Below are 21973 nucleotides of genomic sequence, written 5' to 3'. Positions count from 1 at the left end.
ATTATGAAAATGAAACGAACTACTTTGTTAAGGGTATTGGATTGTCTTGCAATACTCACCTTCATCGCTACTTTTAGCCCTCTGGTTATCCCTGAAAATGAAATCAGGCCTTTCTTAATGGGAATACCTTATACCATGTGGATGGGTTTTTTGGTCAGTGTGATTTTTGTTGTATTGGCCTATTTTGTTTCAATCATTAATAAAGAGGAAAGAAATGCTGATTAAATTTATTATAGCTAGTGTTGTTTATCTAGGAATACTTATTTTTTTGGTCAGGCGAACCCGATTAAAAGAAAAGACAACATCAAATTATTTACTAGGTGGTGGCAACATTGGCTTTGTCATCGGTTTGTTTACCACTGCTGCGACCCTCTTTAGTGCTTTTACAGTGGTGGGTATGCCCGACTTTTTCAGAACGCATGGTGTCGGAGCATGGATTTTTCTTGCAGTTTCCGACACAATGATGGTTTATGCGCTTCTTCGTGTAGGCGAGATATTGAGAAGAAAGGCACGAAAACTTGATTTTAAGGGAATGTCGGGCCTTATGGCCACGACCTATGAAACAAAATTGGCAGGATATGTAGCCTTTGGTGGCGCGGTCATTTTTTTGATTCCTTATATAGCCGTTCAGATAAGCGGAATTTCGATTTTTCTTAATGCAGCCTTTCCCGATGCCATTCCGGTGTGGGCATGGAGCTTGATTATTGTCGGAATTATGATTGTTTACAGTGAAACGGGTGGGCTTAGGGCGATTATGTACAACGATACCCTGCAGGGAATTCTTCTTTTTGTGACAATTTGGATAATAGGTTGGAATTGTATCGACCACTTCGGGGGTATTACTTCTATGTTCGAAAAAGTGGCATTGGTCAAAGAGGAATTATTGTCAGTCCCCGGACCCAATGGTCTTTTTACTGCCCAATTTTTCATTATTTCGGCTATTGCCATTATCTCTTTGCCTTTTACACAACCACAGATTTCGACTAGGGTAGTGATAATGAAAAGTAGTAAGGCTCTCCGAAAAATGGCAATTGGATTGGGGGTGGTCGCCATTTTAGTAATTCTGCCTACGATGTTCATGGGAATGTATGGGGCAGTACTTTATCCTGATGCGACGACACAAGAATTCATCGGTCATGTTTTGTTGTACGACCAAGCTTCGGGTGTCGCGGCCTTGGGGTTGATCGGTTTAATCGCTGCAGCTATTTCAACTTCCGATTCCCAAATATTTGCCCTCGGTTCAGAGTTAAGGTCTTTGCTCAATCTGGATGATAAGAAGGCAATATCTATTACCCGTATCTTCATTATGGTCTTCGGCCTCCTCGCCCTTATCTTTTCCATTGTAAGTACTGAACACTTGGTACTTTTGGCACGAACGAGTTTTACAGGAACGGCCATGATGGGTCCTATGATTTTGGTAGGAATTCTTAGTAGGAAAAAATTATCTAAATTGATGCCGATAGTAACCCTTTTGGCGCTGGTTGTTTTTATCCTCTCTAAAATGGGGATGGTACCAAGTCAAATTTGGCTCTTACAAACAGAAATTGTGCTATTCTCAGTTTTGGCCTTGGCCGTTTTCTTTGAGTTGGTCGTGATCCGTTCGACAAAGGTCAAGAGTGATTAATTGGCGTAGTGAAGTTGTAGTACGCTCCTATATAATCCGTAAAAAAATACCCCCCGACTATTGCGGGGGGTATCATCACTATAAACTAACTATTGAAAATAAATCATTTCTAAGCACTTAAGGGGTATGCTTAGTATCCGGTGTTCTGTACTAAATTAGGATTGTTTTGCATTTCAGACGTTGGAATAGGAAATAGCAGTTCTCTTTCCGCTAGTGCTTTGTTAGGTAGGTAAGAGAAGTTATGGCCTACGAAATCTTCCAATTCATTCGTTTCTGGGTTATAGGCTTTTCTCCATCGCGCCATATCATACCAAGTCTTGCTTTCAAAACTCAACTCATGAACTCTTTCAATACGTACCGCATCTCTAAAAGCATCTTGTGAAAGGCCAGTCAAATCAGCTAGTTCGGCGCGTCGTCTTATTAGGTTAACGGCTTCATATGCATCAGTTGATGGGCCTGATTCAGCTTCATTGAGCGCCTCTGCGTACATTAACAATACATCTGCATAGCGATACAGACACCAATTTAAGTCTGATTGTGCGCTTTGCGCATTAGCTTCGATATCAAAGTGCTTGAAAATGTAAGGAGCCCCCAAATTAACACTGTCAGTACGATCGGCTTCCAAAGAATAATTAGTAAAATAAAATTGCTTTTCTTCGGCACGCTTGTCGCCGGCTTCATAAGAAGCAACAAATTCATTAGTTGAAAAAATACCACCGGTCTGCGCAGAATAAGCAGAAATCCCCAAATTGTAGGGTAAAATTGCTGGTTGCCAGTTGCCTGATTGTATGTTAGCGGCAAATTGGGTCATAAAGATATATTCTCCGGTATTTTTGGTTACAGGGTCGTGTAGTTCATCATAGGTGTCGAATAGTCCGAACACCCCTGAGTCAATAACTTCTTTAGCCTTATTTGCGGCAAGTTGGTAATTTTCCGTTTTTTGAAGTGGAAACCCTGCCATGGTCAAATACACATCGGCCAAAAGCGTTTTTACTGCGCCCATGGAAACTCTGCCTGAAGCATCTCTCCATGCCAGTGAAGAATTTTCAGCTTCGGTAAGATCACTTATGATTAAATCGTAAACGGCCTCAGCTGATGCTTGTTCAGGAAATAATTGGTCCGAGCCCAAATCAACAGAACTGGTTATTATCGGTATATTACCGAACATTCTAACCAAACCAAAATAATAGTAGGCCCTAAAGAATTTAGCTTCAGCCAAATAGTTTTGTTTCTCGGTCTCATCCATGTTGATTTCGGGGATTTTCTCAATTGCGAGATTGGCTCTTGAGATGCCCGTGTAATATTCGGTCCAATAGCTATTTCCATATCCATTATCCGAATTGTTGATCAAATCTTTGACCAAGTAAATGTTCGTAGCTTGCCCTAACGAGGTATTTGCCAAGCCAGTAGCAAATTCAAGCATTAACCATGTGCCGCCACCAAAACCACTGTTAGTGATTGGTACCAAGGGTTCATAGATCCCATTTACCGCACTCTCGGCATGTTCGGCCTTGGTGAAATACGTATCGGTTGTAAAGTTAGAGGCATCTTCTTCATCTAAAAAATCACTACAGGCGGTAGTGCACGATATTGCGGTAGTAACCGCAATAATTCTTATAAATTTTCTATAGATTTTCATTTTTTTATTTTTTTATATTTTATTACAGTCCTACGTTAAGTCCTAACATAAATATCCGTGGTCTTGGATAGTCGTATAGAGAGTAACCTTGATCGAAGGTTCCACCACCATTTGAACTTTCTGGGTCATATCCTGGAAACTTTGATGTAACAAAAAAGTTTTGTACAGAAGTGTATAGTCGTAGTCGATTTAAGCCTAAACGCTTAGTCAAATCCGGTTTAAAAACATATGACAACATTAAGTTACGCCCTCTTAAAAAAGAGGCGTCCTTTAATTTACCCGAATCATTATTAGTGTCATACCCAGCAGCTATTGGCCTAATTTGTGCTATATCGGTATCTTGGTTATCAGGTGTCCAGGCATTCAAAACGGTTTTAAAACTGTTGGCGATGGTTTGCCTGTCTTCTGCAGAGTGTTCGTCACGATACATAAGACTATTGCCATACTGAAATTGAAGATCAACCAGAAGCTCTAAGTTGCCATATCGGAAGGTGTTTGAAAACGTTCCGAAACCATCAGGAATTCCTTTTCCGATTATGGCTCGGTCATCACTGTTAATCGCGCCATCATCGTTAAGGTCGCGGTATTTTATATCTCCCGGTAGCCTATCGTAAATGGCGGCTTGCGCTGCTTCATCCGTATTCCAAGTGCCTTCGTCTATATATCCAAAGAATGTTCCGACTGACTCGCCAACGCGAATAATGGTCGATCCCAAGAAAATATCGGACCCTCCTGACAGGGCAACTACTTTGTTTTTATTGATTGAAATGTTAAACGATGAATCCCAACCAAAATTTTCATTGTCGAAATTAATGGTACTTAAATTAATTTCGATACCCTTGTTTTCCATACTCCCAACATTTCTAAAGACATTGCTAAATCCACTTGTTGAGGGTACTGGTGCATTAAGCAACATATCTGTAGTCAATTTTCGGTATAAATCTACCTCAAGGGAAATACGATTATTTAATAGTCCCAATTCAACTCCCGCATCTACTTGCTCCGTTTTTTCCCATCGCAGATCCGGATTTGCCATACGCTGTGGTATACTATATGCAGCACGATCACCACCAAAAATTACTGTTCCACTTTGTAATCCTGCTGAGGCGCGATAAGCAGGAATTTCAGAGTTACCTGTTGCTCCGTAGCTAGCCCTCACCTTTAAATTAGAGATTGTTTCATTTTCCGATAAAAAATCTTCTCCTGAAACCCTCCATGCCAATGCCGCGGATGGGAAAAAGGCAAATTGGTTTTCAGGTCCAAATTTTGACGATCCGTCCGCCCGCCCGGTAAGGGTCAATAAATATTTGTCTTTGTAGTTGTAATTAACACGGCCAAAATAAGAATTAAGTCCGTAAGCGATGCTCTCCGATGTTGGTGTCTGTGGATTAGATCCTGCTCCAAGATTGTTAAAGCCATAAAAATCATCTGCGAAACCTCTGGTTGAGGCGAACGATTCAAATTCGTCTATATGTTGCCAAGAAAGCCCCAACATAGCTGTCAACGAATTTTCTTCATCAAAATCTTTATCATAGGTCAAATAATTTTCAAATTGCCATGAATTATAGCGATTGTTTCTTACAGAAGCGGCTCCATCGGGCATGGCAATATATCTTAAATCGCGCCCGCCATAATAATCATTTCTTTGATTAATGACATTGGCTCCTACGGTAGTTCGTAGTTGCAGGTTTTTGTTAATAGCGATATTGCTATAGAAGTTGCCCAAAACGGTTTGGGTTTTTAAGAAGTATCTTCTATCGTTGGCCACGGCCACCGGGCTGCCTCCACCTTCCATACCAGGATAATGGATATTTGACCCCCAACTTCCGTCAGCATACCGAACAGGGATTATGGGTAGGGCTTCAAAAACTTGGCGCATGGTAGTAATACCACCGCCCCCAAGTTGGTCAATTTGCTTCTCATTTTGGTCGTTGTAGCTTAAGCTACCTCCTATTTTGAGCCATGGGGTAATGTCGGTATCTAAAGTAAACCGACCTGAAAAACGCTTCAGCCATGACTCTATAATAAGGCCTTCTTCATCACGAAAGCCCATAAATAGACCGTAGTTGCCTTCTTTGTTGCCTCCTGTAAAAGAGAGTTGATGGTTTTGGCTGAAAGATGCCCTAATGGCTTCGTCTTGCCAATCGGTATCATATAAAGGTTTGCCTTCTGAATCAAAAAGCCGTGGATCGGTTCTTTTTAGGGCAGGATCAGTATATCTTCCTCCAGCCCATCCATCTGGATCGAATTTTTCGGCATTGGCATAGGCTATGTCTTCAACAAGCAAGAATTCTTCGGAGTTTAACAAAGATAATTTCTTGGGTAATGTCCCTAGACTAAAATCCGCGTCGTAATTAAGATGTCCACCCCCTGAGGTCGTTCCCCTTTTTGTAGTTACCAAGATAACGCCGTTGGCACCACGTGCTCCATAAATTGCTGTTGCAGAAGCATCTTTTAATACTTCGATAGATGCAATATCATTAGGGTTCATATAATCGATGGGCGTACTGCCATTCGGTAGACTGGCCGCATTAAGAATAACTCCATCAATAACATAGAGCGGCGTGTTGGCAATACTTACCGAAGTATTACCACGTATTCGGACCACTGTTCTTCCGCCAGGTCGCCCTGAACCGGTAGTTACATTGACCCCGGCAACTTTACCAGCCATGGCTTGGTTCATAGAGGCGGCGGGTCTTTCGGCCAGTTCTTCCGCTTTTACTGAGCCTATGGCTCCTGTTAAGTCGCTTTTTTTCTGGGTACCATAGCCAATTAAGACAACTTCGTCTAAAGCTGCGGCACTTTCCTCGAGGTTTACAACAACGTTACTTTGTCCGCTGACGGGAACTTCTTTTGTTGTAAAGCCAATATAGGAGATTTCGAGAATCGCGTTTTGACTGCTGACTTCGAGGGAAAAATTACCATCAAAATCAGTAGTGATTCCATTTGTCGTTCCTTTTTCGACAATGCTGGCCCCTGCTAGAGGTTGTCCGTTTTGATCGTTGACCGTTCCGGAAATTACATGGTCTTGCTTATCGGGCAACAGATATCTTATATCATTGCCATCATTTATATACCTGTCGACAGACAAACTTGCGCCAAAAGAAGTATGAAGGCATACAATTTGAAGACCTAATAAGAAATAGCGTTTTTTAATCTTAAAAGATAATAACATTGAGTTCATAATTTTAATATTTGAGTTACGTGCAGAGCTTTGTAAGATGCAGTTCAAATGTAGCCTTATGTGAATAGCAAGTACACCTATAATTTGTCAAATCATGAGTTTTTTTTGTCACATTATTGGAATTCCACAGAATCGTGTGGGTTTATTCGGTAAGTATGTAAAATCGATTGTGTTTTGAAATCTTCTATTGACTGAGGAAATCGTGCGTATAACGTGTGCATCGTGTTACATAAATAGTGCGTTATAAGTATGCAGCCCTTAGCAATAAAAAGGACCGAACTTTAATAAGCCCGGCCCTTTTTGTTTAATTATTTCCGAATGCCAAAAATGTATTGCAATTCGTTAGTTTCTCATTGAAAAATCATGAGTATCATTTACTCATTGGATGTTCTAGCAACAACTCTTCAGGAGAATAGAAACCTGTTTTACCTTTAATCTGCTCACGAACTTCTTTTACTTTTTCTGGCGAAATCGGACCTGCTTTATTACCAAAGGTGTTTCTTACATATGTGAGTACCGCAGCGGTTTCTTCGGCGTTCAACAATTTACCGAAGGGAGTCATGGGCACTTGCCCCGGATATGTTTTCCCTTTTACGACTATAGGTCCCATAAGGCCATTGGTCGTTAGTTTAATAAGTCGCTCTTCGCTACCGGTTACCCATTCTGAACCAGCGAGCGGAGGGAAGCCTGAAGCTTCTAACCCTTTTCCATCAGGCTGGTGGCACGTAGCACAGTAACCATCTCTTTCGTACACTTCTTGCCCTGCAACCAAAAGTTCTAGGTCTTTTCCCTTAAGATCACTTTCTATTACTTCCTTGGGCTTTTCTCCCATGTTGTGATCGTTCAAATGGGCAATGGCAGCCTCGTATGGTTTTTCCATCCATTTATCCAGACCTTTTTTCCCTGCTTCGGTTATAATCGGAATACCGACATCTTTGCCCAACCAAGAGGCAGCGACCAGCGCTTCTAAACGTACTCGAGGGTTGTCATCTTTAGCAGCCTGCATTAATAAATCTGCTTGATCAGGAATTTGGTGCCCTGCATAACGCAGTACGCCTACAGCAGCTGTACGTGCCCTAAAATCTTTTGCAGCTAATACTTGCTTAAGTAAATCTTCATCAACCTTATCTAGCCCCCATGAAACCCATAATGCTTCTAATAGATTATGCTCGTAATTAGGGTCATTTTTATCCAAACCATTGGCCCAGGTTTTTAGTTTTGATAACACTTCAGAAGCGTCTCTGGCTCGTAGTTCCCTTTTTGTTCGGTACCTGGTTCTGTATTCAGGAAGTTTCAAGTTGTCTAGTAATTCATCAATACTGGCATCTACAATCTTGGCCGGTTCTACCAAAGGTCTTGATGGGTAGGTGATACGGTAAACCCTTCCATGTACGTGGTCGCGAAGTGGGTCACGAGCATTATGCTGCATGTGGCCAATAAGTACATTGCTCCAATCAATAAGATACAACGACCCATCAGGGGCGAATTCCATATCGACTGGTCTAAAGTTTTTATCACTTGAAAAAACCAGATCTTGTCGATGTTTACTAAGGTAGCCTGCAGATTTGGGGTCATCTACCATTGTGTGCTCTTTTGTTCCCAAGAACCCGATGGTATTATTGATTAACAAATCTCCTTGAATCTTATCGGGGAAATGCCTGCTCGAGACGAATTCTAAACCTGAAGTGGGCCTAACACGATGCTTGTCTTCTATTAAATTTTCAGGACGGGGAGATGCTTGTCCATAACGAGGCTTTATGGTGCCTGGCATCATCCAAGTCATATCAGGGCCAGAGGTGTGCGCAAAAAAGTTTTGGCCCCAATCATCAAAAGCGATTCCCCAAGGGTTTGGAATTGACAGCTGCGCAGTACGCTCTAAGTAATGCCGTTGTGGGCTGTAACGGTAAAATCCGCCATTGGTACCACGTACCGGGCCATATGCTGTTTCGACATTGGTGTGCAAAAACACACCTTCGCCCATATAGATAGCTCCTGAGGGGTCTGCAGTAAATGCACTGATTGCATGATGGGTATCATGGTCATCAAAACCGCTTAGTATAATATCTTTTTCATCGGCCTTATCGTCGCCATCTGTATCTTTTAGAAGAACGAGGTTGGTACCTTGAGATACATAAACACCTTCGGGTGCAAATTCAAAACCAATGGTCAAATGAAGACTATCTGCAAAAATAGTCTGCTTGTCCGCCTTGTTATCGCCATCGGTATCTTCAAGAATAAGAAGTTTGTCGTTGGGTTTGCTATCGCCCGGCTTGTAATGGGGGTAACTTGGCATCACACCTACCCACAATCTGCCTTTGTTATCAAAAGATACCTGAACAGGGTTCGCCAAATCAGGGAATTCTTCTTCAGATGCAAAAAGTTCGATTTTATAGCCGGGTGCAACCTTGATTTCGTCTAAAGCCTCTTGGCCATATAGATATTCGGGTGTACCGTTTTTAGCACTTGGCTTATAGTTTGTTTTGACCGGAGGTAATTTTCTGGTAGTTGCATCTGCAGCTGCCAGGTCCATTTTTTGGCCCTGTAATGCTTCCCAAATTGCGGTGTCCCTAATTTCCGTCATCTGGCGGATTTTTTCGATTTCGTAGGGATAGTTATCCGGGCCGAAAGGATCGTAGCGTCTTCCGTAGGCATGAACTCCATTAGGTATTTTGAAATCGTTGTGCCAAAACCAGTTCTTCTCATTTACCGCGTCAAGCACCAATTGCCGATTTTCTTCGGCTTTGCTGTCTTCTTCCCCGAAAATTTTGTCTACAAGCAACTTTGCAAACTTTTGATACCCCAAATCGGTCAATTGAAAGCCGTCTTGGGTCAAATCGGTACTTTCTGTTTCGAACCATTCCTTGGTTGGTTCAAAAGCGTCGACGATAAGAACGCCTTCTTCTGCAGCAACCTCTTTCATCCCTTGCGTATAAAGCGCAAGGTTTTTGTTTTCTTTTTTTCCGTCCGGCAGATCCATTTTCGCTGAAAGATCTTCGAAAGCAATTGGCGATACGAGTGCCAGTTGCGGGGCAGTCGAACCATTATACTTTTGGCTCAATGTATGTTTAATGAAGGCGCGTAATTCTTCTTTATAGTTGTCAAGCCCTTCAGGACCATCAAAGGATTCTGAATATCCAAAAAAACCAATGACAATATCAGCTTTAAGTTCGGTCAACCATTCATCTTCTGTAGGAAAATGTCCGATACTTCCAGATTTATTGGAAAGTTCATTTTGATGAAATTTTTCAGCTCCTGGAAACGCCCAAGGCGATTTTCTTGAAGAATGAGGTCTAAATCCTGGGGTATTGCCACCGTCACCCATATTCCGAATGTACAGCGAATCATTAGGGTAACGAAGCTGCATTTCAGTCTCAAAATGCCCGAAGTTCATCATTCGTGATCCTAAATTGTTGCCCACCAGAACGATATGTGAGTTATTACCTATTTTCAAGGTATTGTCCTCCTGTTTACTACAGCTGTAGATTACAAGCCCTAGGAAAAGGATCAGGAAAATTTTTCCCAAAGTAACTTTTTTAATGATATTCATAATTGATTGTATATAATTAACTGAAATTCACGTGAATTCCTTCTTTTACAGATTTTTCGCAAGCTTCGATAATACGTTGACACGTTATCGCATCTTCAATACTTGACAGGGGCGCTTCATCTTGGCGAAGCACATTGTCTATAAAGTGCGTGGCTGTATTTTTAATTGACTCGGGATAGCACTGATAGGTCTGTGAATGAGCGCCATTACGATCATTGATGACCCAATCGCGGTAACTGTAGCGCGTGCTGCCTTTGGTGCCTATTACTTTAATTATACAGGTCCAAGGGTCTCCCGCGTGATCATCATTGGCGAAACTCGCACAAAGATGACTTAAAGTACCGTTCTGCATTTGTATGTTGGCCATGGCCACATTCTCTTGAGGTGCCAAGGTAGGGTCTACCGTATGCTTTAGGCAAGAGATGGTTTTGGGTTGTCCAGCTAAATAGAGCATGGTGTAGGAGTGGTGCGTCAATATTTGACTGATCACACCGGGATAACGTGCTCGAATATCGTCGGCATGATGAATATTATACATCATATAGAATTGTACAACATCGCCCAGTTTGCCACTCTCTATCATTGATTTTGCCCGTTTGATACCCGTCTCATAGATGTAATTGTGCACGGGCATACATTTAACCTTTGCCGCAGTGATAGCTTCTTGCATCTTTTCCAATTCTGCAATATTCGAAGCTGCAGGTTTTTCGACTAAAATATGCTTGCCCGCTTGGGCGGCCTTTATGGTATAGTCACAATGTGTTTCCATGTTCGTCAATATGAAAACAGCATCAATTTCTGAATCACTGAGCAAATCATCGACCGTGGTGTACGTTTTACAACCAAATTTCTTGGCTTTTTTTGCACCTTTTTCAAAGGTTCTGTTCCAGAGTCCAACAAGTTTTGCGCCGTTCAGTCCATTGATCGCTTCGGCATGTAAATCGGCAATATCACCTGCGCCTATAAATCCAATTCCTATGGTTTTCATGAGGCAGGGGTTGAATATTTTAAGACGCCTTTTTCGGCCATTTCCTTAAATTCAATTAATGAACTTTTTATTCCTTCGGATATTTTGGTTAACGGTAAGTCGTTAAAAGTAGTTGCTATTTTTTCATGGTTCAGGTCACAGACAAAAAGATTTGGCGGTGCACCTTCGGCAACCGATAAAGATACATAGTCACCCATGCCCAAGGCGGTAGCCTGCTCTTTAACGATTTCTAAAAATGAAGTGATAGGAATCGTTTCTCCCTGAATGTTGAATGCACCAAAACCTTCGTAAGATTGTAATACGCATGCTGCAAATTGGGCACCTACATCTTCTACAAAATGATAATTTTCACGACCTTGATAAGGCATTTCAAAAGGAATTAATTTTCCAGCTGTCGCTCCTAAGACAATTGCCTTCAGGGCATTTGTCGGGGCAGAAGTTTTACCTTTGTCCCTTCCTTTTCCATACGTCGTGTTCAACCTAAGACAAACGGTAGGTACTTTGGTATTGTCATGAAATAGCCGCGCCAAGTGTTCTCCCGCCAATTTCCAAATGCCATAATGATTGGGAGGGGCCAACGGAACGTTTTCTGGAATACTGTCTTCTGAATACATCGATCGCATACCATAAACGGCAGCGGAACTCGCAAATACAAATCGCTTAAGGTTCGATAATTTTTCTGCAGCATCAAAAAGTGCCATGGTGCCTCCAGTGTTTATTTCCATTCCGCCAATATGGTCGCGCGAACAATCAGGGCTTTGATAGGCACCTAAATGAATAATGTGCGTAGGATTCACTTCCAATAAAACCCTTTCGATTTCTTTGTAATTAGAGACGTCTAGGGTAACAAATTCCAAGCGCGGATCCAGAACCTCTCCCAACCATAATTTTAAGGGGTCTGAATTATTAGATCTTGTGGCAATTACTATTTTTTCTACTTCTTTTGATTGCAAAAGTTTATAGATAGTCACCGATCCGATACAGCCTGTTCCACCGGTAATAAATATTTTGTGCATATTTTTTCGTTTCTAAAATATTCCTTATTCGTTTTCGGCAAGTTCTTCAAATGCCCTTTTTCGATCTTCGAACCAAGCATTCATGCTTTCTGGTAGTTTCATGAGCTCTTGCATCTCATGAATGGCCTTTAGATGTGGTTCGTCTCCTTTTTGAAACATTTCCATACCGTGCTTCTTGCTCATTTCAGCAATTTCTTCAAAAGTGTTGGCATGAAATTGCATCTCGCATGCGCCTCCCAATTGTTTACAGGTCATTGTTTTCATAAGCCACAGTTTTAGATTTTTACCTCGTTTGGTACACGCGAATTGAAGGGTTCAATTCATTTTTACGACGGCCTTCATATTGTTGGCCTTGATAGAATCTTCAAAAGCCTGATTGATATCTTTAAAATCGTAATAATCGGTGTAATGTTCAGAAGGAAAAATACCTGTAACCATTAATTTTTGTGCGGCCATATAATCTGCTCTACAAGATCCCATCGAACCCCTCATGTTCAAAGATGTTCTTGTAAGATGGGTGGCATTGATCTGCACATCGGTACCGTAGGTGGCAATTACGCAAATGTCTCCTTCGGGCTTAACAACACCGATCGCCTCACTGAGCACTGGTGGGACCCCCGAACATTCTATGAGTAAATCTACTTTTCCGTTCGAACCGAATGGGACACCATTATCATCGCTGATACCGTTTTGTAATTGGGTGGTCAAAGAATTTTCTGGAGAAACCTCTATTGTAATAAAACCTCTTTCTTTAGCTCTTTTTAAACGAATATCTCGATCATGCGCAATTCCGGTTACGGCTACTCTTGCTCCTGACGCACGTGCAACTTCGGCAGACATCATCCCTATAATTCCACAGCCGGTCACTACTACATCTTGCCCTGGCTTGATGTCGCATTTATTGTAAAGTGCGTTAGTGATAATTGATAAGGGTTCAACCAATGCGCCTTGGGCCGGCGTAAGGCCTTCCATTAGTGGAACTACGCGATCGGACTCCAATACAACTTGTTGGCCGAAGCCTCCGTTTCTATGGAAACCGATGATTTCCTTTTTCGGACATAAATTCCATTTAGAAACGCTACAGGCAGGGCAGTCTTCCTCTTGACAGCCCAACATGGCCAAAGGTGTGAAAATATCCCCCACCTTAAGGTCACCGTGGTCACCTGGGCCCAATTCCAATACTTCGGCACTAAATTCGTGTCCGATAACACGTGGGCGTTGCACCCAATCAAAATTTGCTTTTCCTATCGTAGCGCTATTGTCTGACCCACAAATTCCGGTATACAGTGTTTTAGCCAAAATCTCCCCCTCTTTTAATGCGGGTATCTCCATCTCGACCACAGCCGAATTGCTAAGTACGGAGGTAGCCGTATTGGGATAGATTTTTTCGTTGGTCTGAAGGCAGAAGCCTTTTATCGATTCACTCATTATTTTGTCTTCTATTAAATTATTTTATTGTTTTTCAGAGGTTTAAACGACCAGTGAAAACAAAATTACCAATTTACTCCGGTATCTTTCCAACTTTTGGCTTTTGCCGATTCTAAAACCGCTTCACAAACTTTCTGGGTTTCCTGAGCCTCTTTAAAGGTAGGAGAGCATGGTTTGCCCTCACCTAAGGCTTTAAGAAAGTCTGCTATTTGATGAACGAAACTATGTTCGTATCCTATTGAAAGACCTGGTACCCACCATTTGTCCATGTAAGGGTGGTCGCTATCGGTAACGTGAATAGAGCGCCATCCTCTTTCTTGTGATTCATCCCTATGGTCAAAATATTCTAAACGGTTAAGGTCGTGCAAGTTCCATTTAATGGATGCATGCTCGCCATTTATTTCAAAAGTATATAAAGCTTTATGTCCTCTAGCATAGCGTGTAGATTCAAAAAGACCAAGGGAGCCATTGTCAAAATGGCAATGAAACATACAGGCATCATCAATAGTTACTTCTTGTTTTTCTCCGGTTCCTGTATGTACCCGTTCTTTGATGAAGGTTTCGGTCATTGCCGAAACATCTTTTATGCCTCCATTTAGCCACATGGCCGTGTCTATACAATGGGCCAATAAATCACCTGTTACACCAGATCCTGCAGCTGCATTATCTAGTCTCCACAGGCCTTCGCCACCTTGGGGAAGTTCTGGGCTAATGGTCCAATCCTGTAAAAAATTAGCACGATAATGAAATATTCTTCCAAGCTTACCTGCATCAATAAGTTGCTTGGCAAGGGTTACCGATGGTAGCCTTCGATAATTGAAATAAACGGTATTGGGTACGCCGGCTTTTTCTATAGCATCTACCATTGGTTGCGCCTCTGCGACCGTACGTGCCAACGGTTTTTCACATAATACCATTTTTCCCGCTTCCGCAGCCGCTATAGCTATTTCTGCGTGCATATTATTAGGGGTACAGATATCTACGGCATCAATGTCATCACGGGCAATCAACTTTTTCCAGTCGGTTTCTATCGATTCGTAGCCCCACTGATCGGCAAACGCTTGTGTGCGTTCTTGATTGCGACCACAAATTGCTTTCAATATGGGTTGATATTCCAGTTCAGGAAAAAAATTGCCGACTCTGCGATAGGCATTGGAATGGGTTCTTCCCATAAATCCATATCCTACCATTCCTATTCGTAATTCTTTCTTACTTGACATGTATACTTTATTTTTTATTATAAGTTGAAGTTAAATGAGGGCCGATTTTTCAATCGGTTGTTGTCTTAAGGTGCCTCGTACCAACCGTGTTGTTGTCGTACTTTTATCATGGCACCCAAAATATCGTTCCATGTTTTTGGTTGCATCATTACATCATTTGGGAACATGCATCCGTCCCAACAGATATGTCTTATTTTTTTGGTCAGGTTTCCGTTTTCATCACGTAACCAATGACCGGCATCTACGGCAATATCCAATTTTCCGTTTGGATCGGAAGCTTGACAGTGTCTTCCTGTTTTATCATGTGATCCAGAGCCGAATACGGTACCGTCATTCTGGGCGACGTGAAAATCGATTGTCCATGGGCGAAGGGCCGCTGTAACAGTTTTTAAACCTTCGGTCAATGTGGCGCGGTCGCTCCAATCAAAATCTTTAGGCAATATTCTTTCATCCTCTTTATTGTATCCCAATAAATATAATAAGGTATGTGCCATGTCTGCCTGAAACCCTATGTTCGGGCGATCCACCGCTTCAAGGGTATTCACCATTGTTTTCCAACCGTGCATACCACCCCAGCAAATCTCGCCTTCCGCTGCAAGTGACTCACCATAATCGGCTGCCACATCACAGGCTTCTCTAAAGGTCTGTGCTATCAATTTTGTATTGCCTGCAGGATCAGCCGCCCAACTTGAAGGATCAACGGACGAATCTATACGTATTACTCCATTGGGTCGTATGCCGAGGTCACGCAGTTTCTTGCCAATTACACAAGCTTTGCGTACTTGGGTTACAAATTGATCGCGTTCTTCTCGAGAGCCCATGGCCGACCCTCCACCCGTACCTGTCCAGACAGGTGCTACCAAGCTTCCGATTTCCAGGTTTTTAGCCCTGGCTTTGTCGGCCAATTCCTTGATACCGTCATCATTCGAATCGATATCTAAATGAGGGTCTGCTGCAAAAAGGTCGAATCCGTCGAACTTTACCCCGTCAACTTCGGCATTGGCAGTTAGTTCGATCATGGTATCGATGGAAATAGGTGGCTCTGAATCGGGTCCTTTTCCTACCACACCGGGCCACGAAGCGTTGTGGAGTTTAGGATAGTTGTTTTCTGGCATAACTGTTGTTTTTAATCGTTACTTAATTATTTTCTTGGCATTATCACAGAATTCCAATCCGCCAAGTCAGACGGTTTGACATTTTTCTGAAAGCCTTTAAAGTTAAAAGTAGTTGGTTTGTATTCTCCTACAAAATCAATGTTGATGTCTGGTTTAATTTGTTTTTCCATTTTTAGTCCCCAAAAACAGGCATTGATAAGCATTCTTCTAAAACCTTCGCTTAAAATGTCTTCTGAAGCACCGTGCGTAGTTGTAAAGGCACGCCCAGGCTTACCGGAGGCTACTTGGTAGGTGCGGACCCATGCCACAGGAAGTTCTTCTTTGGTGGTGTCGGCAGGCGAATCGGGGGTCATTCCGTTCAGAACACGGCCGCGGGCGAGTATTTTTAAGTCTTTTCCTTGGGGATAGGCATTGTAACCTCCACATTGTGCCCAAGAATTTTCTACACCTCGCATAATAGGATGCTTTTTATTGCTGTCTTCGGTAATCAGTTTAGAGGCTTGTTGATGGTTCTTGCCATAATGGCCTACCCAGGTTTCTCCTAACACTACCTCTCCGAAACCGCCATGCCATGCTTCTTTTGACCCTTCATATTTAAAGTCATAGTGCCCCCATTTTGGATTATCGGAATTTTTGAAGGCATGCGTAGACGTTCTGAGGCCGATTACCGGGCGCCCTTTGTGTAGGTAATCATCTATATATTGCATTTGTTTATCTTCAAAATTTGCGAACCTCGTAAAAATCACCATGAGGTCAGCTGTTTCCAGCACCTCTAGGCCTTTGAGATCTGAACTGCCCGGAAATATGTTGCCTTGGTCATCTAAAGCCCAAACTACGGTACAGGTAAAGCCATATCTTTTGGCGAGAATTTTTGCCAATGCGGGTAACGTTTCTTCGCCTCTATATTCGTGGTCTGTTGCAATAAAAACTATGTGTTTGTTTTTTCCCGGTCCCTTTTCTCCTCTGTAGGTCACACGATACTTGTCTGCGTCTTTTTCGGTCTGTGTCTTATTTTCAATAGGTATATTGACATTTTCCGACAGTGTGGCTTGGGAAATTCTAGCCTGTTTTATATCAGTATCCAATTTCTTGTGATTCCCGCACGAACTTACCAATACAACCACTACAAAATACCATATGATACTTCGCGCGTTTTTGGTAGAAAAAGAATACCGGTAAATTAATGATTTTGACATAATAAAACAAAGCTATAACACTTGTTGGTCAACTAATTTTTGCAAGTAAATTTACTAGTATTACAAGAAATCGAAATTTGCATAATAGTCAAAAGACCAGAGACCTTACTAAAATCATTTGGCGTGTCAATATCCAAATTTATTATCATATTTTATGCACTATCGTTAATAATTGTTGCTATATAATTTGACAATTAAAATTTAGCTGTACAAAGCTAAAATACTATGGGTTTTGATATTTCCTTTATCTTACTAAAAGGTGACACTTTTTTGTCTTATATTTGAATGAATTTCGATTTTAGAGAAAATTTATGAGTACCCCAAATATAGAAAAAACGCTTACTTCCAAGGAAACTTTTGTTTTTAAAGATCTTGTTGGGCCTTACTTCAACCCTAGTTGGCATTTTCATCCTGAATTCCAAATTTCACTTATCGTTGAAGGAAAAGGAACCCGTTTTGTTGGTGATCATGTGCACAGTTTTGAAGAGGGAGACCTCGTGTTTACGGGCCCAAACCTTCCGCATTTATGGCGTAGTGATGATGTTTATTTTGAAAAGGACTGTGAATTGACAACTAGAGGGTTGGTCATTTATTTTGATCATGAACTTTTGAGTGAATCGCTTTTGGATCGAGAAGAGTTCTACAATTTGAACAAGCTTGTCGAAAATGCTTCAAGGGGGATGGAATTTTATGGTGAAACCAGAACTAAAATAAATGCATTGTTTTTACAAATTGCCGACGAAAAGGGATTTCGGCGGATAATTAAATTACTTGAAATATTAGATATCCTGGCCAGTAGTGAAGACTACAACTTACTTTCTAGCCCAGGTTATGTCAATGTGTTTAAAGGTGACGATGCAGAAAAAATGCGCTTGGTCTATGAATACGTGATGACTAATTTCAAAACCAAGATTTCGTTAGAAGAGGCCGCGAAGATGTTGAATATGACCACAACTTCATTCTGTCGGTATTTTAAACCAAGGGCCAATAAGACATTCACCCGTTTTGTAAACGAAATAAGAATTGGGCATGCCCGTAAACTGCTGCTTGAAGATAACTTCAATATCTCACAGATCAGTTATGAATGCGGCTTTAATGCCCTGTCGAACTTTAATAGGCAATTTAAGGCGATTACCGATATGAGTCCTCATGAATATCGCAAGTTGTTTTTGAATATTAAGACCAGTATCTCCTGATAAGACAAAAAAGTGTCACCTTTTAACAAGATATAGGAATCATGAAGTTTCCTTTTGCTTTAGATTTGTTCGGTTTCGAAAGTTATAGGAAGAAATCGCTGTAATTTTTAAAACAAAGTGTTGTAAATCAGCAATTTGATAATTATGTTTGGAAAAAATTATAAATATCATAAAAAAATATTAAACTTACAGGTTGATAACTCACTGACCAAGTCTTGATAATCACAAATAATAATCTAAATTTTAAAACTATTTAACCAATGGAAACTACAGGTAATCGAGCTGGCTTAAACGCCAACAGACTTTTTTATGGTAGCTGTTTTGCGTTGATCACTACCGCCTTTTCTTTTAGTATAAGGGCCGGTATCTTGCCTCAACTAGGAGAAGAGCTAAGTTTAACGGCAGAGCAATTGGGCTTTATTAACTCAATGTGGTTTCTGGGGTTTCCGTTGTCAATGGTCGTAGGTGGTTTGATTTATCATAAGGTTGGTGGAAAAGCGATTATGCAGTTCGCTTTTTTTGCCCATGCTCTTGGTATAATTCTTACCATTTATTCAGGTAGCTATACGGGTCTTTTGATTTCAACCTTATTAATAGGTTTGGGCAACGGGTGTACCGAAGCTGCTTGTAACCCGATGATTGCCGACGCTTACCAAGGCAATAGAATGAGTAGAATGATGAATCGGTTTCATATGTGGTTCCCTGGGGGTATTATGATTGGAAGCCTACTTTCCGATTTTATGACCACTTCGTCTATAAGCTGGGAAACCCAAATATGGCTGATTATGGTGCCTACTCTAATTTACGCTTATATGTTTTTCGGACAAAGCTGGCCAAAAGCCAAGGTTGACGAGGCCGCTACGCTTACCGGGAACCTAAAGGCCATGATTTCACCTTTATTCTTGTTTATGGTCATTTGCATGTCGTTGACGGCAATTTCCGAATTCGGTCCGCAGCAATGGGTAGGTCTTATTCTAGCAAAGAGTGGTGCCAAACCAATGTGGATTTTAGCCTTGACTACCGGACTTATGGCAGTGGCTCGCTATTTTGGAGGAGATGTTGTAAAAAAATTCGATCAGACCGGGGTACTTCTCGGGTCAGCGGTATTAGCTACGGTCGGTATTTTTCTTTTCAGCACACAAACGGGAGCAATGGCTTATGTAGCTGCTGTTTTCTTTGCCTTGGGTATAGCCTATTTCTGGCCAAATATGATTGGGTTTATCGCTGATAAAATACCAAAAAGTGGTGCGTTAGGTATGTCGATTATTGGTGCGGTGGGAATGTTCTCCTCATCTATTTTTCAGCCTATAATAGGAGGTTGGATCGATTCCGATAAAGCCGAAGCTGCCGCGCAAGGACTTACGGGCGATGAACTTGAATTGGTAGCTGGTCAAGACACTCTGGGAACAATGGTATCGTTTCCGGCAATTTTGATCGTTTTGTTTGCCATTCTTTGGTTCTGGGTCAAAAACCGAAAGAGTACCGATGCCGCTGACGCTAGTAGTAACCAACCGGTTACTGACTATTAGTAAACCCATAAAATTTAAGTATGAAAATTGGAATGAATATGTTGCTCTGGACAAACCATGTCACAGAGCAACATTTTAATATTGTCGATACCTTAAAAAAAACCGGGTATGATGGCATTGAATTGTTTTTAGGAGAAGGCGATGAAAAGCTTTATTCGAAATTAGGAAATCATTTTTCCAATATTGATATGGGGGTCACAGCTGTAGGGGCTTTGTCACCAGAGCAAAATATTGCTAGTCCGGACAAGAAAATAAGGGAAGCCGGCCTAGAGCGTTTAAAGTGGACTATCGATATGGCCGCCGCCGCCAATGTAGAGGTGATATGTGGGCCTTTTCATTCCACTTTTGCTTATTTCACGCGACAACCTCCAACCTTGCAAGAAAAGAAGTGGAGCAATGAGATGTTACGTAAAGCTGCGGAATATGCGCAGAAGGCCAACATTATACTAACCCCTGAAGCAGTTAATAGATTTGAATGCTATCTCTATAACACGATGGCAGATTTAGGTAGTATGGTAGAGGCGGTCGATCATCCCAACCTGGGCGCTATGTTCGATACCCATCATGCCAATATCGAAGAAAAAAGTCAATCTTCGGCGATTAAGACCATTGCACCGCACTTAAAGCATGTGCACATTAGCGAGAACGATCGCGGAACACCGGGTAGTGGTCAGGTAAATTTCGATGATGCTTTTTCAGCGTTGAAAGAAATAAACTATGACGGTTGGTTGACCATTGAGGCCTTTAGTACCATTATTCCAGAGTTTGCGAATGCCATTAATGTATGGCGGGACTATTCGCCTTCTGAGGAAATCTATACGGAAGGTTTGAAATTGATTAAGAAAGGAATGGACATTCATTAGTTATTCCATTAAAATAATCCCTCATGAAATAAGCCGTGTCAATGTCGATTGGTTAAATTGGGCATTCATGGGTTTTTCTTGAGAATATTAAATACAGATGTGAAGAATTGCATCTGATGTATTAAAAAAATAAATACTCCTAGATGAAAAATCTACTACCTTTTCTTATTTGTTTGTTGATGTTTGCCTGTAAAGAGCAAAAAGAGACTAAGGCCGAAGAAACCGCAACGGTTGAGGCAACCGAAACACCTAAACAATGGCTGACTTTTGAAGGTACCGATAAAAATGCCAAACATATTGTATTGATTTCAGGGGATGAAGAGTATCGTTCGGAAGAGTCTATGCCGCAATTGGCGAAAATTTTAACGAAGCACCATGGTTTCAACTGTACGGTATTATTCGCACAAGATCCTGAACATCCTGGAATAATTGATGCAAATTATGGTAAAAATATACCCGGTTTAGAAGCACTTGATAATGCCGATTTGATGATTATCTCAACGCGATTCAGGGCCTTGCCAGACAATCAGATGAAACATATCGATGATTATTTGAAGTCGGGAAAACCCGTCATCGGTCTGAGAACTGCAACGCATGCCTTTAATTTTAAGGATGAGGATGTGTCATCCTACAAACATTATGGAAACTCGTATAAGGGCGATATGAAAGAATGGGCCGATGGTTTTGGCCGAGTAGTTTTAGGTGAAAATTGGGTAAATCACCATGGTCATCATAAGCACCAAAGCACTAAAGGTATAGTAGCCGAAGCTGGTAAAGCTAGCGGATTGACCAATGGCATATCTGATGGTGATGTCTGGGCTTCTGCCGATGTATACGGTGTTCGTTTGCCTTTGCCCGGTGACGCACAACCCATAATTTATGGTAAGGTGATGAATAGAAAAGGAGAATTTGACGAAAATGATATGTTCTATGGTATGCGACCTACAGATGATGAGGTGGCCAAAACCAATGGTAATGGTAAAAACGTTGGCGAGCCACTAATGCCCGTCGCTTGGACGAGGACCTATCAAATACCTGGGGGAAAAAAAGGAAAGGCCTTTACTTCTACTGCCTTTTCCGCTGTTGACTTTACCATCGAAGGTACACGCAGGCTGATTGTAAATGCAGTGTATTGGTCGCTTGATTTGCCTGTTCCGGAAAAAAGCGATGTATCCTTGGTGGGCTCTTATGACCCGACCCCTTTTGAGTTTAGAAGTGATGAATATTGGGATGAAAAACAGTTGAAGATAGAAAGCTTTCAGTAAAATCTTTCTGTTGTTGCGAAAGGTATTTGAATAGTTTTGTTTTTTTGAAAGTTCAGGTTTAAGCAAGTTAAATACTATAAATAAGTGTTTACTTAAATTATGTGAATACCATGTTCTATACTTTTTTAACTGTTTGAAACAGCCAATAAGCCCTTCTTTTGGT

The 21973-nt window shown here is 41.5% G+C and carries 16 protein-coding genes; 6 read left to right on the top strand and 10 right to left on the bottom strand.

Going from position 1 to position 21973, the window contains the following annotated elements:
- The first annotated feature begins 3 nt into the window (after positions 1–3).
- Together BLS33_RS11635 and BLS33_RS11630 are read left to right on the top strand one after the other, a co-directional pair.
- Positions 4–225, top strand: a complete 222-nt coding sequence (locus BLS33_RS11635) for a hypothetical protein (RefSeq protein WP_143017603.1) — start codon at positions 4–6, stop codon at positions 223–225.
- Positions 215–1624, top strand: a complete 1410-nt coding sequence (locus BLS33_RS11630; protein ID WP_089888839.1) for a sodium:solute symporter family protein — start codon at positions 215–217, stop codon at positions 1622–1624. Before BLS33_RS11635 ends, BLS33_RS11630 begins: the two co-directional genes overlap by 11 nt.
- A 130-nt stretch (positions 1625–1754) precedes the next feature.
- On the opposite strand, the gene BLS33_RS11625 is transcribed toward BLS33_RS11630, so the two are convergent.
- The 10 genes from BLS33_RS11625 to BLS33_RS11580 all read right to left on the bottom strand — a co-directional run bounded on the left by BLS33_RS11625 (position 1755) and on the right by BLS33_RS11580 (position 16957).
- Positions 1755–3263 carry a RagB/SusD family nutrient uptake outer membrane protein gene (locus BLS33_RS11625; RefSeq protein ID WP_089888837.1) on the bottom strand — a complete coding sequence of 503 codons (1509 nt, stop codon included), beginning with the start codon at positions 3261–3263 and terminating at the stop codon, positions 1755–1757.
- A 22-nt stretch (positions 3264–3285) separates the two neighbouring features.
- A complete protein-coding gene (locus BLS33_RS11620) occupies positions 3286–6447 on the bottom strand; it encodes a SusC/RagA family TonB-linked outer membrane protein (protein ID WP_089888835.1) in 3162 nt (1053 codons plus the stop codon).
- A gap of 370 nt (positions 6448–6817) precedes the next feature.
- Positions 6818–9970, bottom strand: coding sequence for a PVC-type heme-binding CxxCH protein (locus tag BLS33_RS11615; protein ID WP_245731408.1), 3153 nt, complete (start codon positions 9968–9970; stop codon positions 6818–6820).
- A 40-nt stretch (positions 9971–10010) separates the two neighbouring features.
- A complete protein-coding gene (locus BLS33_RS11610) occupies positions 10011–10982 on the bottom strand; it encodes a Gfo/Idh/MocA family protein (RefSeq protein ID WP_089888831.1) in 972 nt (323 codons plus the stop codon).
- Positions 10979–11998 (bottom strand): NAD-dependent epimerase/dehydratase family protein, encoded by a 1020-nt coding sequence (locus BLS33_RS11605; RefSeq protein WP_089888828.1) that lies wholly within the window; start codon positions 11996–11998, stop codon positions 10979–10981. The genes BLS33_RS11610 and BLS33_RS11605 overlap by 4 nt, the downstream gene beginning before the upstream one ends.
- A 24-nt stretch (positions 11999–12022) precedes the next feature.
- Complete coding sequence (locus BLS33_RS11600; RefSeq protein WP_089888826.1) at positions 12023–12262, bottom strand: DUF1059 domain-containing protein; 240 nt, start codon at positions 12260–12262, stop codon at positions 12023–12025.
- A gap of 51 nt (positions 12263–12313) precedes the next feature.
- Positions 12314–13426 (bottom strand): zinc-dependent alcohol dehydrogenase, encoded by a 1113-nt coding sequence (locus tag BLS33_RS11595; protein WP_089888824.1) that lies wholly within the window; start codon positions 13424–13426, stop codon positions 12314–12316.
- A 65-nt stretch (positions 13427–13491) separates the two neighbouring features.
- Entirely contained in the window at positions 13492–14646 is a 1155-nt protein-coding gene (locus BLS33_RS11590; protein ID WP_089888822.1) for a Gfo/Idh/MocA family protein, read from the bottom strand.
- Positions 14647–14711: 65 nt separating this feature from the next.
- Entirely contained in the window at positions 14712–15761 is a 1050-nt protein-coding gene (locus tag BLS33_RS11585) for a sugar phosphate isomerase/epimerase family protein (protein ID WP_089888820.1), read from the bottom strand.
- 26 nt (positions 15762–15787) lie between these two features.
- Positions 15788–16957 carry a ThuA domain-containing protein gene (locus BLS33_RS11580; RefSeq protein WP_089888818.1) on the bottom strand — a complete coding sequence of 390 codons (1170 nt, stop codon included), beginning with the start codon at positions 16955–16957 and terminating at the stop codon, positions 15788–15790.
- A 311-nt stretch (positions 16958–17268) separates the two neighbouring features.
- On the opposite strand from BLS33_RS11580, the gene BLS33_RS11575 reads away from it, so the two are divergent.
- The 4 genes from BLS33_RS11575 (at position 17269) to BLS33_RS11560 (ending at position 21810) form a co-directional block, all read left to right on the top strand.
- Positions 17269–18153: an AraC family transcriptional regulator gene (locus BLS33_RS11575; RefSeq protein ID WP_089888816.1), complete on the top strand. Its 885-nt coding sequence runs from the start codon at positions 17269–17271 to the stop codon at positions 18151–18153.
- Positions 18154–18413: 260 nt separating this feature from the next.
- Positions 18414–19682 carry an MFS transporter gene (locus BLS33_RS11570; RefSeq protein ID WP_089888814.1) on the top strand — a complete coding sequence of 423 codons (1269 nt, stop codon included), beginning with the start codon at positions 18414–18416 and terminating at the stop codon, positions 19680–19682.
- A 20-nt stretch (positions 19683–19702) separates the two neighbouring features.
- Positions 19703–20545 carry a sugar phosphate isomerase/epimerase family protein gene (locus tag BLS33_RS11565; RefSeq protein WP_089888812.1) on the top strand — a complete coding sequence of 281 codons (843 nt, stop codon included), beginning with the start codon at positions 19703–19705 and terminating at the stop codon, positions 20543–20545.
- A 143-nt stretch (positions 20546–20688) separates the two neighbouring features.
- Entirely contained in the window at positions 20689–21810 is a 1122-nt protein-coding gene (locus BLS33_RS11560) for a ThuA domain-containing protein (protein WP_089888809.1), read from the top strand.
- Positions 21811–21973 lie beyond the last annotated feature (163 nt).

The sequence above is a fragment of the Kriegella aquimaris genome, from assembly GCF_900103215.1.
Classification (GTDB): domain Bacteria; phylum Bacteroidota; class Bacteroidia; order Flavobacteriales; family Flavobacteriaceae; genus Kriegella; species Kriegella aquimaris.
This window is presented reverse-complemented; position numbering and strand designations above follow the sequence as displayed.

Excerpts from the sequence above, each read along its gene's own strand:
- BLS33_RS11635 (WP_143017603.1), top strand. The coding sequence starts at position 4 with ATGAAAATGAAACGAACTACTTTGTTAAGGGTATTGGATTGTCTTGCA.
- BLS33_RS11630 (WP_089888839.1), top strand. The coding sequence starts at position 215 with ATGCTGATTAAATTTATTATAGCTAGTGTTGTTTATCTAGGAATACTT.
- BLS33_RS11625 (WP_089888837.1), bottom strand. The coding sequence starts at position 3,263 with ATGAAAATCTATAGAAAATTTATAAGAATTATTGCGGTTACTACCGCA.
- BLS33_RS11620 (WP_089888835.1), bottom strand. The coding sequence starts at position 6,447 with ATGAACTCAATGTTATTATCTTTTAAGATTAAAAAACGCTATTTCTTA.
- BLS33_RS11610 (WP_089888831.1), bottom strand. The coding sequence starts at position 10,982 with ATGAAAACCATAGGAATTGGATTTATAGGCGCAGGTGATATTGCCGAT.
- BLS33_RS11605 (WP_089888828.1), bottom strand. The coding sequence starts at position 11,998 with ATGCACAAAATATTTATTACCGGTGGAACAGGCTGTATCGGATCGGTG.
- BLS33_RS11600 (WP_089888826.1), bottom strand. The coding sequence starts at position 12,262 with ATGAAAACAATGACCTGTAAACAATTGGGAGGCGCATGCGAGATGCAA.
- BLS33_RS11595 (WP_089888824.1), bottom strand. The coding sequence starts at position 13,426 with ATGAGTGAATCGATAAAAGGCTTCTGCCTTCAGACCAACGAAAAAATC.
- BLS33_RS11590 (WP_089888822.1), bottom strand. The coding sequence starts at position 14,646 with ATGTCAAGTAAGAAAGAATTACGAATAGGAATGGTAGGATATGGATTT.
- BLS33_RS11585 (WP_089888820.1), bottom strand. The coding sequence starts at position 15,761 with ATGCCAGAAAACAACTATCCTAAACTCCACAACGCTTCGTGGCCCGGT.
- BLS33_RS11580 (WP_089888818.1), bottom strand. The coding sequence starts at position 16,957 with ATGTCAAAATCATTAATTTACCGGTATTCTTTTTCTACCAAAAACGCG.
- BLS33_RS11575 (WP_089888816.1), top strand. The coding sequence starts at position 17,269 with ATGAGTACCCCAAATATAGAAAAAACGCTTACTTCCAAGGAAACTTTT.
- BLS33_RS11570 (WP_089888814.1), top strand. The coding sequence starts at position 18,414 with ATGGAAACTACAGGTAATCGAGCTGGCTTAAACGCCAACAGACTTTTT.
- BLS33_RS11565 (WP_089888812.1), top strand. The coding sequence starts at position 19,703 with ATGAAAATTGGAATGAATATGTTGCTCTGGACAAACCATGTCACAGAG.
- BLS33_RS11560 (WP_089888809.1), top strand. The coding sequence starts at position 20,689 with ATGAAAAATCTACTACCTTTTCTTATTTGTTTGTTGATGTTTGCCTGT.